The 14479-nt window shown below is 51.1% G+C and carries 11 protein-coding genes; 3 read left to right on the forward strand and 8 right to left on the reverse strand.

Annotation, left to right across the window (positions count from 1 at the left end):
* Window positions 1-316: 316 nt before the first annotated feature.
* Together B153_RS0123325 and B153_RS0123330 are read right to left on the reverse strand one after the other, a co-directional pair.
* On the reverse strand, window positions 317-754 hold the full coding sequence (locus tag B153_RS0123325) for a YybH family protein (RefSeq protein ID WP_020599166.1): 438 nt from the start codon (window positions 752-754) through the stop codon (window positions 317-319).
* Between the two features lie 395 nt (window positions 755-1149).
* Window positions 1150-1851 carry a LolA family protein gene (locus B153_RS0123330; protein ID WP_020599167.1) on the reverse strand — a complete coding sequence of 234 codons (702 nt, stop codon included), beginning with the start codon at window positions 1849-1851 and terminating at the stop codon, window positions 1150-1152.
* Between the two features lie 505 nt (window positions 1852-2356).
* Here B153_RS0123330 and B153_RS0123335 point away from each other — a divergent pair.
* The 3 genes from B153_RS0123335 (at window position 2357) to B153_RS0123345 (ending at window position 9195) form a co-directional block, all read left to right on the forward strand.
* Window positions 2357-4330, forward strand: a complete 1974-nt coding sequence (locus tag B153_RS0123335) for a helix-turn-helix domain-containing protein (RefSeq protein WP_020599168.1) — start codon at window positions 2357-2359, stop codon at window positions 4328-4330.
* A gap of 264 nt (window positions 4331-4594) precedes the next feature.
* Window positions 4595-5008, forward strand: coding sequence for a nuclear transport factor 2 family protein (locus tag B153_RS0123340; RefSeq protein WP_157634796.1), 414 nt, complete (start codon window positions 4595-4597; stop codon window positions 5006-5008).
* Window positions 5009-5118: 110 nt separating this feature from the next.
* Complete coding sequence (locus B153_RS0123345; protein WP_020599170.1) at window positions 5119-9195, forward strand: LamG domain-containing protein; 4077 nt, start codon at window positions 5119-5121, stop codon at window positions 9193-9195.
* 573 nt (window positions 9196-9768) lie between these two features.
* Here B153_RS0123345 and B153_RS0123350 read toward each other — a convergent pair.
* The 6 genes from B153_RS0123350 to B153_RS0123375 all read right to left on the reverse strand — a co-directional run.
* Window positions 9769-10020, reverse strand: coding sequence for a hypothetical protein (locus B153_RS0123350; protein ID WP_020599171.1), 252 nt, complete (start codon window positions 10018-10020; stop codon window positions 9769-9771).
* A 204-nt stretch (window positions 10021-10224) separates the two neighbouring features.
* Window positions 10225-10500 carry a hypothetical protein gene (locus B153_RS0123355; RefSeq protein WP_020599172.1) on the reverse strand — a complete coding sequence of 92 codons (276 nt, stop codon included), beginning with the start codon at window positions 10498-10500 and terminating at the stop codon, window positions 10225-10227.
* A complete protein-coding gene (locus tag B153_RS0123360; RefSeq protein WP_157634797.1) occupies window positions 10497-10949 on the reverse strand; it encodes a hypothetical protein in 453 nt (150 codons plus the stop codon). Before B153_RS0123360 ends, B153_RS0123355 begins: the two co-directional genes overlap by 4 nt.
* Window positions 10950-11042: 93 nt before the next feature.
* A complete protein-coding gene (locus B153_RS35705; RefSeq protein ID WP_020599174.1) occupies window positions 11043-11324 on the reverse strand; it encodes a helix-turn-helix domain-containing protein in 282 nt (93 codons plus the stop codon).
* A gap of 1099 nt (window positions 11325-12423) precedes the next feature.
* Window positions 12424-14058 carry a hypothetical protein gene (locus tag B153_RS0123370; RefSeq protein WP_245564933.1) on the reverse strand — a complete coding sequence of 545 codons (1635 nt, stop codon included), beginning with the start codon at window positions 14056-14058 and terminating at the stop codon, window positions 12424-12426.
* Window positions 14059-14071: 13 nt separating this feature from the next.
* Window positions 14072-14479, reverse strand: a 408-nt coding sequence (locus B153_RS0123375) for a hypothetical protein (RefSeq protein WP_026262390.1), incomplete at its 5' end; no start/stop codon positions are given.

A 14479-nucleotide genomic window follows, 5' to 3' on the forward strand; every position in this document is an offset into this window, starting at 1 on the left:
GGAGAACTCGATGATTCGTCTAAAAATCTTCCTTGGGAACGACTCCCTGTCGAAGGAAAGCCTACCAAAGGGAGCGAACAACAACGTACGGAACCGATTATACGTCAACTGACAAAGCTCAACCAGGCGCCCATCCGCTTTGGGCCAACCTGTCCAATGAGGTTGTTAGCTTATCTGCCACAAGTCTAAAGCATGCCTGTCGCTGGTAACCCGCCCAGCAAGCCTATTCTAGACCATCCAACCGTTGTTAGAGCAAATAAATGAAGGTGCTATTGCTTACCGGTAGTAAACCGAACAAATGTTGATCGAAACAAGCTTAGTGTGGAGGCAGACTGGTATTATTAATATCGCGGTAGAGTTTCCAGCTACCGTTCTCCTGTTTCCAAATGGCGATGTATTTACCTGTATCCAACTGGGTATCATTCGCACCATAAGCCGTATAACGACCTCGCTCGATAAGTACGTTTCCCTGCTGTTCAGCTTCGATCGCTTCAAGTTTCATCCGTTTTATACCTGAGTCAAACACATACTTGTAGAATTTACCGATGGCCACATTTCCCTGGATGGCTTCACTGTTGGGACTCATAAGGAGGGCGTCTGTCGTGTAAAAGCTATCCATCCCAACTGCTCCTTTTGCATATGCATCCATGAATGCCTGATTGGCGGCAATTACCGTGGCTTTCATGTCCTTCTGCGCCCAGGCAGGCAGGGAAGTTAATAGAAAGAGTGTGGAAATGATTAATACGTAGCGCATGGTGGTAAGTGATTAGTTATGAGTAGTTAATATCAAATTCTATATAATAAGCCCAATTTTTAGAACCTTAATTTTCGAGCCGCGCTGCCTGTCGCCGAAACGCTACCCCGCCAGTTGTAAAAGCGGGGCGGCCCGTGCCGTGGCTTCACTAATACCATGTTCACGGGAGATCTAGGCGACGCCGGGTCACCGGAGCGGTTTGTTCGCCATCTTGTTGCTTAAGACCGGGACGCCGGAGCGTTCGCCACAATGGCACAGGCCACCCTGCTGCAATTCGGTGAGTCGTTCGGACCCCCGATGCGGTTGCTTTCATTTCCCTTTTTTGATTATAGTGAAAGTTAAGTTTTTTACCTTACTTTTCACTGGCTCACTTTCAAGGGTTCAGGACACATGGTTCACTTAACGACAAACTCCTCGTCGCTCAGGCCAGTATTAAATTCATATTTGCTCACTTGGGTCACGTATTGCCCAGTTGAGTTAGTATCGATCGAATGATACGGGAGCTGAATCCCATTTACAGCTCGATAGTCGCTTATGTCCATCGTCAGAGGACCATCCTGATACGCATAAACCGTTCTTACCAACAGGCCGACCTGGGTGTCATAGTAAGAAGTCCAAAGAGCTGTTCCATTTGCCAGTGTATATGCAATTTTGTAGGCTTGTTTGCCCTTAATAGCTTCCGTACCCTCCAGCGAGTACTTGACGTTATTCTTCTTGAGGTTCAGCTCTGGTATCCACTGACCGTTTAGAAGCTCAAGTTGTAGATCTGCCGGCTTAGTTGGCATGGGGCTATCCCCAAATTTGGCCGTCACTTGTTTGCCATCGATAACCTGCCAGTAGATGATTTTCCCGGTTCCGTCGTTGATGACAACAAGCCTTTTGTCCGGTATCTTGTACTTCCAAATTTGCTTGTTACTTGCACTGTTGTTAGATATAGTTGACTGAGCACTAATGTCTTTGATCTTTTCTAGGGCTTCTTTCCCTCCGAGGACTTTAATGTATTTGTTAATCACCTCATCAGCGGAGGGACTTTGTTGAGCGGAAGCAGTGAGCGAATAGACTATAGATAAGGTTAATACTAAAAGTAACTTTTTCATTATTTTAGTGAAATTTAAATAGGTGGAATGTCACATCAAATCTACTTATATGTTTCCGTAATGCAAAAAAATGAATAGACTAATTTGTAACTCTGGGAGAACCTGATGCTTTAGGTTAAATTCTAGTTATGAGTCTGTTGGGTTCCTTGCTGGCTACTTATGGAGTTAGACAAAACCGTCTCAGGAAATGCCCCCTCCTGAGACGAAGCGAGATTTGTGTACCAATAATTCGGCGTTTTAAGCTGCGCTAAGCTAGCGTATTCGGTTGAGTGGCTTGAGGGAGCTTGATGTCAATTCTACTTAGAAGCCTATCGGCTAAGAATTGAAGTGTCAGCCTTCGTTTAAGGGGCATCAAATTGCCTGCTCAAACTGGCCGAACCAGATGCCAACAGGTAATAGCTAAACTGTCAGTAGGCATCCTGTGAATAGGATAATGTAATGTTGCTTCATAGTCAATTCCCTTCTTTTTAGTAATTTTCCGACTACTTGCAGGCCTGGCCCACCTATGACCACCGTTGACGCATCGCTTCTGGAACGACTCCATCAGGTAATTGATGAGCACATGGACCAGGCCGATTATTCTATTGATCAGCTTTGCCGGGAGCTGGGCGTCAGCCGGACTCGTCTGTTTCGGGTAACCAAAGAATGCACCGGACTCTCCATTGCCCTCTATATCCGCCAACGGCGACTCCTGTATGCCCACCAGCTCCTGATGACAACCGAGCTGCGTATTGCCGAGATTGGCGACCGGGTTGGCATCTCGAACCCCTCTAATTTTAGTAAATATTTTACTGAGCACTTCGGGGAAAGTCCCTCCACGCTACGCCGACGACGGGCTGAAACCAGAGCAGAAGAAACGCCTTTTCCTAACCTCCGTTCCACCGAAGGAGCGCAGCCGCACGCTGATACATCCATTGTTAAGGGGATAGCGGATAAACCACTGGGCCAGACAACCCATCTACAGAACGTTCGCGATCGCACCCAGCCAAGTAGGTGGTGGGTGGGTATGGGTCTGACGGGCTGTATAGTGATTATGATGCTCGGCTGGCTTCTAGCCAATCGGGCCCGACAGCCAGCGTCGGGAATGCACCCCCTACCCTCAATTGCTATTCTGCCCTTTAAAAATATGGGTCCTGCCGACACGCAGCCCCTGGTGGAGGGCATTACCGACGATGTGCATACGTCCCTATCGCTGGCTGGCACGATAAAAGTAATTGCCCGCTCATCCTCTGACCAGTATAAAGACAGCCGAAAAACCATCTGGCAGATTGGCGATGAATTGCAGGTGACCAACCTGTTGAAAGGAAGTGTCCTTAAAAATGGCGACCATCTTCAGATACGCCTGGAGCTCATCCGTACCTGGGACGATATTCGCATCTGGTCGAAAACCTATGAGGGTGGGTATGATGATCTATTTCGTTTAACCAGTCGCCTGGGTCAGGACCTTGTTCAGCAGTTCACCCAGCCCTCGGGGGAACTCATTTCTGATCGGGCGGCTCAGCCACCAACTACCAGTATGGCCGCTTACAACGCGTTTTTGCAGGGGAAGCAGTTGATCCAGACCCGCTCGAAAGCGAAAATACAGGCAGGGCTGGCCAAATTAGATGAAGCCCTGGCCCTGGATGCTCGTTTTGCGGATGCGTATGCCGCCAAAGCGTCAGGCTATCACCTTCTGGAGAACCTGGGCTATGTGGCCAGTCCGGCCATCCAGCAGTTAGCGGAGCAGAACGCCCTGAAAGCCATCCAACTCGACAGTACCAACAGCCTGGCCTACAGCACCCTGGGTAGCGTATATGCGGATCACTACCAATGGGCCAACGCTCAGGCGGCTTTTCGGCGGGCGTTGGCCTGCAATCCCAACGATGCCTACGCCAATTACTGGTACAGCCTGCTGCTGCGAGCTGTGGGGCGGCCCAGCGACGCCATTGTTTACAGTGCCCGGGCGCTGGAACTCGACCCACTGGCACCGGTCATGATGGCAGGCCACGTGGTCAACCAGGCCTATGCCGGCCAATTTGCGCAGGCCCGTGCCACTCTCAATCAAAATCAATTGCTGTTTGGCGACTCGTTTCTCTACCCGTTTAGCCGTGGTCTTTACGCGATGGCCCACAACGAGTATGCTGTGGCCAGGGCTGCGCTGGGTGAGACCTTACGGCTCAACCCAGCTTACACCGATCATCTGCCTTCGCTGCTATACTGCCAGGCCCGCTTAGGGCAAACCGACAGCGCCCGGGCTTACCTGGCCACCCTGCCCGATACCAGTGCCCGAAATGCCTATCTCAAGGCCGTCGTCTACGCCGGGTTGGGGGAGCGGGAGGCCTGCCTTCGATCGCTCAAAAAAGCGGCCGACGGGGGGTATATCTATAAAGACCTGCTGGTGTTCCCCCCCTTCAGAGCCTATCACCAGGCACCCATGTTTCAGTCAATTCTACGCCAGTATGGCCTGCCTCTACGGCCCATGAAGTCAACCCTACCTTAAACACCCCCTCCAGCCACCACCCGGTTGTCGACCCCACTGCTCCGCCTGCTTTGGGCGGGCAGCGGGGGCAGGGTGGCTGGTCCAGCTCTGCTGAGATCAAAAAACCAACAAAACGGGACGATAGACATAGTTCTGGGACAATAGACATAGTTTTTGGACGAATACGCCAAGTCCTGCTGCGGAAGGTCGGCTACTTTTGTCAGCTCCCACTGGCTAGCCCGTTAGCGGTTTGGCCAGGTATTTACCCCCATTTCTGGATGCCTTATGCAACTCTCCTGTTGGCTTAGCCACCGCCCCCTTTTGTGGATCGTTTCCCTGCTGCTACTCATCGGCAGTTGCACCCGCTCACCCACGCTGGATCAGAGCCAGCAGGCCAATATCGGCCTGATCAAGCAGCTTCAGGCGGCTCTCAACCAAGGGCAGTGGCAGGCTGTGGCCGGGCTGTATGCCGGGCAGGTACGCTACAAAGGCCCTTCGACCCGCTACCAGGAGGTGCTGCTGACCCCTACCCAGGTCGTGGCGGCCTATCGGGGTGGGCCTTTGGAGATTACCCAGCTCTACCCAGCCTACCAGCATCAGGTGGTGGTGGAAGGGAGGTTGCGGGAACGGCTCCCGCAGTCTATCTGCCTGATCTATACCATTGAGCAGGGCCGCATCACTCGACAGTACGCTTATTAATTTTCTTCATTTTTATTCCCGCAAAACTACCGATGACTTACTCGTTTCGATCGTTCCTTGTTCCATTCTGTTACTGGCCAAGCCAGGCTAGGTTAGGCTGGTTTTTGATAATGATACTCAGCCTGCTGACGCTGACCGCTGGCGGCCAGACCATCCGCTACGTCAAACCCAGCGGCACGGGCGACGGCTCCTCGTGGGCCAACGCCAGTGGCGACCTACAGGCGATGATCAATGCCAGCCAGTCGGGCTACCAGGTTTGGGTGGCGGCTGGCACCTACAAACCCACCAGCACCACCGCCCGCGACATCAGCTTTGTGATGAAAGATGGGGTGGGCATTTATGGCGGATTTGTGGGCAACGAAGCCGCCATGACCGACCGTCCCCCCATCAACCCCGTAGCGGGGCAGCCTTCCAGCACCACCCTGAGTGGCGACATTGACAACGATGGTATGCAGAGTGGAAACAGCTACCATGTCATTTCCAATAACAATAATGGTCTAACCAGCAATGCGGTGCTGGATGGCTTTGTCATCACCGGTGCTACCGGCGGGGCCATCTACAACAATGGGGGCCGCCCTACCCTGACCAACTGTAGCTTCATAAACAACACTGCTAGTAACTACGGCGGGGCCATCTACAACGAGAACAACAGCCGCCCTACCTTCAACAACTGTAACTTCCAAAACAACACCGCTGCTAACAAAGGCGGAGCCATCTACAATTTAAGCAGCAGCCCCAGCCTCACCAACTGTAGCTTCTTAAACAACAAAACTAGTAACTACGGCGGGGCCATCTACTACTACAATAGTAGCCCCAGCCTCACCAACTGTAGCTTCTTAAACAACACTAGTAACAACGGCGGGGCCATCTACTACAGCATTAGTATCCCCAGCCTGACCAACTGTAGCTTTATTGGCAACTCGGCCACTAACGAAGGTGGAGCCATCGACTATCAGAGTACTACGGCCACGCTGGTCAACTGTGCCTTCCTGGCTAATCAGTGTAGCAACGGGCCGGGAGGTGCCATTTATTCCTATGAAACCTCCCTTTCGGTCACCAACAGTTCCTTTCAGAACAACACCTCTACATTGGGCGGGGCCATCTATACTTTCAACGGGGTGGTGACCCTGACCAACTCAGTGGCCTTTGGCAATGGAGGCAGCAACGCCTTCGGCAACCTGGTCAACAACAGCCAGCCCAGTGGCATCACAGCCACCTACTCTCTATTGGAAGCCTCGGCCCTGACCTCCGCTGTCGATGTGAGTGGACCAGGCAACCTCACCACCACCACCTCTCCTTTTACTTCCACCGCTACTGTGGCTCTAAACGCCTGTTCACCAGCCATCAATGCAGGTAGCAATGCCGCTTACTATGCCGCCAACGGCCCCGCTAACGATCTGGCAGCCAACTCCCGTTTCTTCCCCACCGGGGGCACCATCGACATGGGCGCCATCGAGTTTCAGGGTAGTCCTGGGCTTACCCAGCCCACCACCTATCCCCAAACCAACAACAACGCCCTGGCCTTCGACGGCACCAACGACTTTGTCAGCATCAGCCTGACCAATCGGCTCAACTGTAGCCCGCAGAGCCTCAGTCTGACCAATGCCCTCACCATCGAATACTGGTTCAAAGGCACCAATCTGCAGTCGGCCGTGCGCTACCAGCTGGATGGCAGCACGTATATCGTCGCGGGCTGGGGCAACACCCCTGGTCAGCAACTACACATCCTCTCCAACGATGGGGGCCTGAATGGCATCGCGGTAGGAGCAGCCGCCACCGATGGCAACTGGCACCATGTGGCCATGAGCTGGCAGCAGGGAGGCACCTTTGCCTCCTACCTGGATGGCCAACTGGTGGACTCGCGGGCGGCCAGCAACACGCCCCTGCCCAGTATTGGTACCTTAACGCTGGGGGCATGGGCTGGCCAGAACGAGTTTACGAACGGTACGCTGGATGAGGTACGGGTGTGGAACGTGGCCCGCACTCAGGCCCAGATTCAGCAGGGTATGCGGTGCAGTGTGCCGCTGTCGACCTCGGGTCTGGTGATCTACTATCCCTTCGATCAGGCGATAGCCGGGGGCAGTAACACCGACCAGACGCTGCTTTACAACCAACTCAACCCGGATCAGTTCGTGGGTAGCCTGCAGAACTTTGGCCTGACGGGCAACAGCTCCAACTGGGTGGAGGGCGCCCCGGCTACTCCGCCCACGCGGCTGTATGTGAAGGCCAATGCCAGTGGAGCCAACACGGGAGCAGACTGGACTAACGCCTTCACCGACCTGCAAAGTGCCTTGAGCTACCCCTGTAGCCAGAGCCTGACCGAAATCTGGGTGGCGGCTGGTACCTACAAGCCCACCAGCACCACCGCCCGCACCATCAGCTTCACCATGAAAAATGGGGTGGCTATTTATGGGGGCTTTGCGGGCAATGAAACCAACCTTGCCGATCGCCCCCCCATCGACCCCGTGAGTGGTAATCCCAGCAGCAGCACACTCAGTGGCGACATCGGCACACTGGGCAATGCATCCGACAATGCCTACCACGTCCTCTTCAACCCCCAGGGCCTGAATACAACCGCTGTTTTGGATGGCTTTGTTATCACCGGCGGCAATGCGAATGGGAGTGGCAGTAACATCAATGGGGGTGGCGTATTTAACAACGCCAGTGGATCGGGTACCACCTGTAGTCCCACATTCCGCAATTGCTCTTTCCAGAGTAATTCAGCTTCCCTAAACGGCGGAGCAATCTTCAATTATGGCACTTTAGGTATATCAAGCCCAGTGCTGGTCAACTGCGCCTTTGTGAATAATACGAGCAATTCGAGCACGAATGGCTACGGCGGGGCGATTTTCAACTATGGGAATAATGGGGGGACATCAAGTCCAACGCTGACCAACTGCTGGTTTGTGGGTAATTCGGCTTTCAGTGAAGGCGGGGCCATCTACAACTATGGCTCTGGCTCTGGAAGCACCTCAAGTCCCATACTGACCAACTGCGCTTTTGTAAGCAATTGGGCAAAAGTAGGCGGAGCGATGGTCAACCATATGGAAAATGGTGGTACATCAAGTCCAGTGCTGACCAACTGCTCCCTACAGAGTAATTCGGCCGTAGTGGGTTGGGCGATCCACAACATAGGAAGCAATCTTACGCTAACGAACTCAGTGCTGTTTAATAATGGAAGAGTTAACACTTTTTCTTACAGCAACGGAGCATCGATTACGGCCACCTACTCCCTATTGGACGCATCGGCTCTGACCGCTTCCCTCGACGTGAGTGGGCCGGGTAATCTCACCACTACATCTTCCCCCTTTACCTCCACTGCTACAGTAGCCCTGAATGCCTGCTCATCGGCCATCAATGCTGGTAACCCTGCCAGCACCACTGCAACCAGTGGTCCCTACTCCGCTACTAACCTGCCCGCTACCGACCTGCTGGGTAATCCTCGCATTGGCAACGGGCGGGTAGACATGGGAGCCGCTGAGTTTCAGGGAACGCCCGTCAGCCTACAGGCCGCAGCCTCCCTGCCCCAGGCCAATCTGGGAGTGGTCGTCAGCCTCACCGCCACCGGGGCCTCCACCTACCAGTGGACCGCACCCCCCACCGCGCCCTTAACCTCCCCCGCCACCGGCTCCGCCGTCTCGGTCAGCCTCACCACCGCTGGCGTTCAGACCTTTACCGTGGTGGGCAGCAGTGGCCAATGCAGCCTGACAACCCTGGTGAGTGTGACGGCCCTGGCAGGTCCCGATCTATCGGCAATTATAAGCCTGCCGGATGCCAACTTCCCGGCGGGCAGTAGTAAGAACCTGTTGATGCAACTTCAGGAGGTGAATGGCAGCCCCGCTACGGGCAATATCACCATCACCATTACGGTGCCCACGGGCTACAGTGTTAGTTTTGACAATACATTGACCAGCTTTACTGTGTCGGGTGGCGGTGCTGGTTCTGTGGACAACACCAAATGGCACCAAAGCAATAATGTGGCTAGTCAGCAGGTCAGTATTACCATCAATGGGGGCCAGTCGGTAGGGGCTAAGACGACGATGAATCTGGGCTTTACGGTTAGGCGGACGAGTGCCAATGCCGGTAGTGTGTCCAACATTACGGTGAACATAGCTGATGACAGCAGTGGCAGCTATGATGTCAACCGGCTTAATAATGTGTATGCCCGGATTATATCAGGATTGTAAAAATTGCAAGACAATTCAGCATTAGTGAAAGGGTTAATTGGGGCAAATCGTTAAAGGGTAGCTGTCTCAATTAACCCTCTTTTCACGATATGTTTATAACTACTAACTACCCTAAAAATCATTGATCTTGAAGTGATATATCAGCAACTTTCTTAACGTTTTCTCAGCTAAATATAATCACCATGGTTAATTGAGCCCCATTACCAGTATAGTGAGACAGGGTATGTAGTTAATTCGTCAGTGGTAGGTTGCAGATTGATCAGGGTGTAAAGATTTTAACGCCCTTACTGATTACAAGTAAACTAGTAAATGATAAAAATTTAAGGCGTATTGAGTAGGTAATTGTATAATCTGTATCAAGGATTTATAGAACTCCGTTGGCGTCTGACGACTCCCCTGAGGAAAAACGTCATCAGTAAATATTCAACGTATATGGATTATGTATCTGAATAGGTAATTTATTTTTGGGGATGCAAACTCGTCATTTGACGACTCTGTGGGCCTTGTAACCCCTACAGGTTACAAAAGCTGCTTGTTGTTCAGCTTTATTTAATTAACTGTATGTATTTTCATCTACGGCTGAATAATAGCCGATCGGCGAAACAGATAGCCTTTGCCAATTGGGTTCGGGCGTATGTCATTGGGGTGAAACTTTAGCGCAGCAATCGCCCTGTAAAGGCATCGGCGGCTTTTGCCACACCCGGTAATCACTTCTTCTTCGGTGGCCCAAACGGCTGAAATGGGTAGTATTGCTGCTTTTTCCAGCTCTTCGCGAACACCTTTTTTCACAGCGGACACAATCCGCTCAATAGTAAGCTCTGCCATACTGAATAGAAAGTTTAAATGGTTTATGACTAATTCATGCTGCCCCTGGCATTCAAAAGTTGAGCGAGGTAACCAACATGAATAACCAGAAGTAGCCAAGTTTGCTCTTTCTACTGCAATCCCTGTCAAAACTCACCAAATTAAGACAAAACCCCGCCTACCAGCTAGGTAAACGGGGCCACTTGACTAGGTTTCCTCCTGAAGCTAGTTACGTTCATCGACTAGATCACTCAGCCAATCCTTCAGGTTATCAACCGAAGCCAGGTACTTAAGGTGGCTAAGGGTAAGCTCTTCCCTACTTTCTTCCCTAATTTTGGCCAAGATCCAGTTCAGCGAATCGACTAAATCCTGAGCGCTGATATGACTACAGCAGTCTAATAACCCCTCCTGTGCGGGCGTAATTTCACGCATAAAACGGTGTGCGGTCGAGTGTACACCAGATAGTGCAAGTTCCGATATATGAGTAGCAGAGGTATTCATTGGAGTGTCAGGTTAAAGTCGTGTAAATAGTCGTTCACTAATCCCGCAGATCGGTCAGCCTGGTGCTGTTTCACTGACGCGTAAGTAGCGGGCTGTCCCAGCTCCATGGTTTTCCAGTAATTCTGCTCGGCTACTTCAATCGACTGCTGGGTAAGCTGGTCCTGTAGATTTTCAATGAGTTTAATCTCATGCCAAATGTCCGCAGCCATGATCAAATCCTCGGCGGTCTTCCCTTCGACACGCTGCTCTTTCAGCAAGTGCTTGTATTTGATTTGCTTATAGTGCTGTAGGGCCATGGATACGAGTTGAACTTCACTGGTGCCACTGATGGCCGAATTGAGGCACAGCCGTAAAGTGATTGATAATTGACTTTGTGGGGCTAGGTTAGCCGTTGACTCAGTAGGGTTTGCATTGCTGCTTTCACCCGTGTAATTTTGTTCTGTGTTCATAATTGCTCGATAATAGATTTTGGACATTGGCCCGTTCACTTGCCAGAGTGAACGGGCTTTTCTTTTTTACTGACCTAGATAGGCAACGATCGACTACTCTGTTGAAGGCTTAACATCAATATCAGCTAAAGTGAAGGATTGATCAGCCAGTTCGTTAATTGCCTGTAGTACCGTGAAAATGACCTCAAGTCGAGGACTAAAGCGACCACTAAATAACCGTGAGATGTTGGCTCGTTCATACCCAGTCTTGGCTGCCAAGACTTCTTGGGTAAGCTTTAGTTGTTTCGTTAACTGAGCTAAATTTCGGCATACATGCCGAGACTGCTCTTTAGGAAGTTCTGAACTTTGTTCTTTCATTACATAGGTAAGAGGCATAATTCACAGTTGCCTTCTGCTTTAAGATTATTACTTAAATATAGTGTCATTTTTGATACATTTCAAGTATTTAAAGAAGAATTTATTTGAAATCAGATCTTTTAGGAGGAGATAGGATATGCTGTTTTATTCGTTTGGTTAGGCAGTATTAACGACCTTCAGTATACATCGATGTCATTAAGTCGACGTGTAATAATCTCACTTCACTCACGATTTGTAAACATGACTAGGAAGCTAGCAATGAGCCACCTCCCTAGCCATACAGAAATTATACAGGTATAGCTCTTCTATCAGCCGTGACTAGCTAGCTGGCAGCCGTTAAAAACTTAGCTCTAAATTTCTATGCTTAACCAGGTTGAACACTCCTTTTTTGACCAATCTTTCCAAGGGGTGGGGGTAGCTCAAAAAGACCACGGGATTCCTCCAAAACTGCCCTATAGTCCCTCTGTGACTACCGTCTTTTTAATCAGGCTATCGACAGGCCTACTCCCTAAAATTATAGATATTCATAACTTTTGACCCAGAGCGATAAAGCACGTTCTAGAAGCTATTTTGTACTTTTTACAGACATTGATCAATTTTCAATCAAAACAGAGTTCTTTTACAACTTATGCAACAGATTGGAATTATTTATAATGAGACTCTTTGTAATAGGTATTATCTATTGATAGATCCTAAATTCGCTAATACGGCTATTCTTACAGTCAACATTCACGTATTTAAGTAGCGAAAACGTACAAATACGTGTGAATATTCGTCTTCAAGGATTAATCAAGCGGCTTTGTGGGCTGATAATGGCAGGAATAGACTGTCCCGCTGCTACCTCCTCACCGATCCGTTTCCTGCTCCACAAAAGGCCGTTTTGTACTTTACGAATAATCTAGCGATGACCTCTGTCTTTTCCTGTCAGAAAAAAGGACGCCCGGGGGGTAGGAAAAAAGAGGCAGGGTTGAAATGGGTCTTACTATACAATATGAAGGCTAATTGGCTAGTGACTTTTCCCCATTTGTGGGGAAAAGTCTGATAAGCCTATCTTTTCCAATACTGAAAGAATGTAGGTTCCCTGCACTGGTTGATATCCGATCCACGTCAGCAAGCCTCAGTCGTTATCAAGTCCGTCAAACAGATCGATGGCGGGGCCTTCCGAGAAAATGTCACTCATGGAACTACCCCCTGCTTTGGAATCCATCCATCTTCCCGTATTGGTGTTTTCCATGCTGGCTCGACTAGCGCCACTGGGTCGAACGGGAACCAGTACCTGAAAATCATAAAGCCGCTCGTCATCCCTGTTCTTACCAGCCTCTTTGTAGGCTCCCGCCCCAACCTGAGAATCAACATTGGGGGTAATGCCAAACCATAACGAGGTGCTTCCCTGGCTACCACCAATATTTCTAAATAAAGGATTTGAGTTGGCCTTGATGGCTTCTCTGGCGGTAACGCGAATGGTTAATTGTTGATAAAGTGGTTCCTGGCCACCCGCTTTTTCATACGCGGACTTGTCTCCGTCAGCCAAGGGTCGCCGGTAAAACTCGCCCGCACCGACGACCTGGTAGTTGACCCCTGATAAATTTGTTTTGCGCAGATCCAGACCGCCTGCCTGATTGGGGGCCATCACCATCACATTGCTCAATCTGCCGGGGGTAAACTGAGTGGTTCCATCACTTCCTTTTTGAGGTTGTATACCCAGTTGTTTTAATAGCTGCGGCTGGATCAGCTGACTATCATAGCCAACCAAAGCCCAGGGCTTTTTATCCGGCTTTCCCTGATCATAAACAGTCGCTGGGACAGCCATTGGGGTTCCATAGGCATCGGTCGTAATAATGTTGCGCGCATCAATACTGGTATCATACGCATTAAAACTGCCAAGCGCTCGTTGTTGGACTCGAAGTCGGGCTTCGGCAATTTGGTTTCGACGATCACCCTGAGCCAGCGCGCGGTTGCGTTGCTGGATAGCGATTTCCTTGTAGGGGTCGCGCGGATCGAACTTGTAGGTAGGAGCCGTCAGCCGGTTGCCAAAGCGGGACAGGTAATCCACGGCATCGCGCTGGGAAAGCCCGTCTTCACTCATCATCGCACTCAGCACTTCGTCCCCTGTGGCCCGAAAGACTTTATGATTGCCTTCGGCGGCCGCACGAGGGTGGTAGTTTTTGGCAAAGTAATCGTTGTACTTGGTCGGTGCATTGTAGCCCCCGTCGTAGGAAAACTCTTCGGTTTTGCCGTTTTGGAAATCCCGGTAGTTTTCCGTCGCCGGGGCGGTTTTCAGTTGACCATTGAGCAGCCGGTACGTCACCGGCCGATCAATGAGTCCTTTACTCTGGTCGGCCATCAGCTGTACGGCATAGGACCGGCGCTGGAGAGCCTGCCGAAACAACGGGCTGCGGGTGGCTTTCATAATGGCCGTCTGGCTATCCTGCAGATAGCGCTCCCGGCCGTAGCGTTCGTGATCTCCCCCGTACTCGGATTCGATGCGTTTGCCGTTTTCAGCCAGAATGCTGTCGACCAGGTCTTTAAACCGCAGCTGATCCTGTTCTAAAAATGGCACATCGGACAGCGAGGCAATGGCCTGATGGGTCGATAGAGCCGCCTGCTGGGACTGCTGTTTTTCGGCGGCTGCGTTCTGGGCCAGCATGGCCTGGTACTGGAGTGCCCGGTCTTTATCAGCCCGGCGCTGGGCCCAGCTGACGGTGGGAGCGAGTAAGGCGAGATTGGCTAAAGAACCAGATTGATCGTTCACGGAAGGAGTCATGTTAGTTGGTTTTACCGCCGAGCAGTCGGCCAATGTTGGTGTAATTCGTACGGGTTGCGGTTTGATCGCTCGCTTCTTTTTTCCCAAGGGAATCATACAGACGAGCGTAGGGGCTGGTTGGATCGAGGTAAGCTTTGTAGAACTCGTACCGATCCTGAATACTCTGGATGCCCTTTTGGGCCAGGTTGAGTCCCGCCTGCCGGTTCATCAGAGCGGCATTGTAAGCCACGCCGAAGCGTTGTTGCTGCTGATCGATCAATCCACCAAGTAGATTTTGGTAACGGTTTTGATTGTACTGGCGAGCCTGTTCATCAGTAGCAGCAAGCTTCAAGGCTGCGTCAGTTGTGGCGTCGTTGACTTGACCTAATGCGCCAAGAACCGATGCGGCATTGCCTCCTCCTCCAGCGGT

Origin of the sequence: Spirosoma panaciterrae DSM 21099, assembly GCF_000374025.1 — a bacterium.
Taxonomy (GTDB): Bacteria; Bacteroidota; Bacteroidia; order Cytophagales; family Spirosomataceae; genus Spirosoma; species Spirosoma panaciterrae.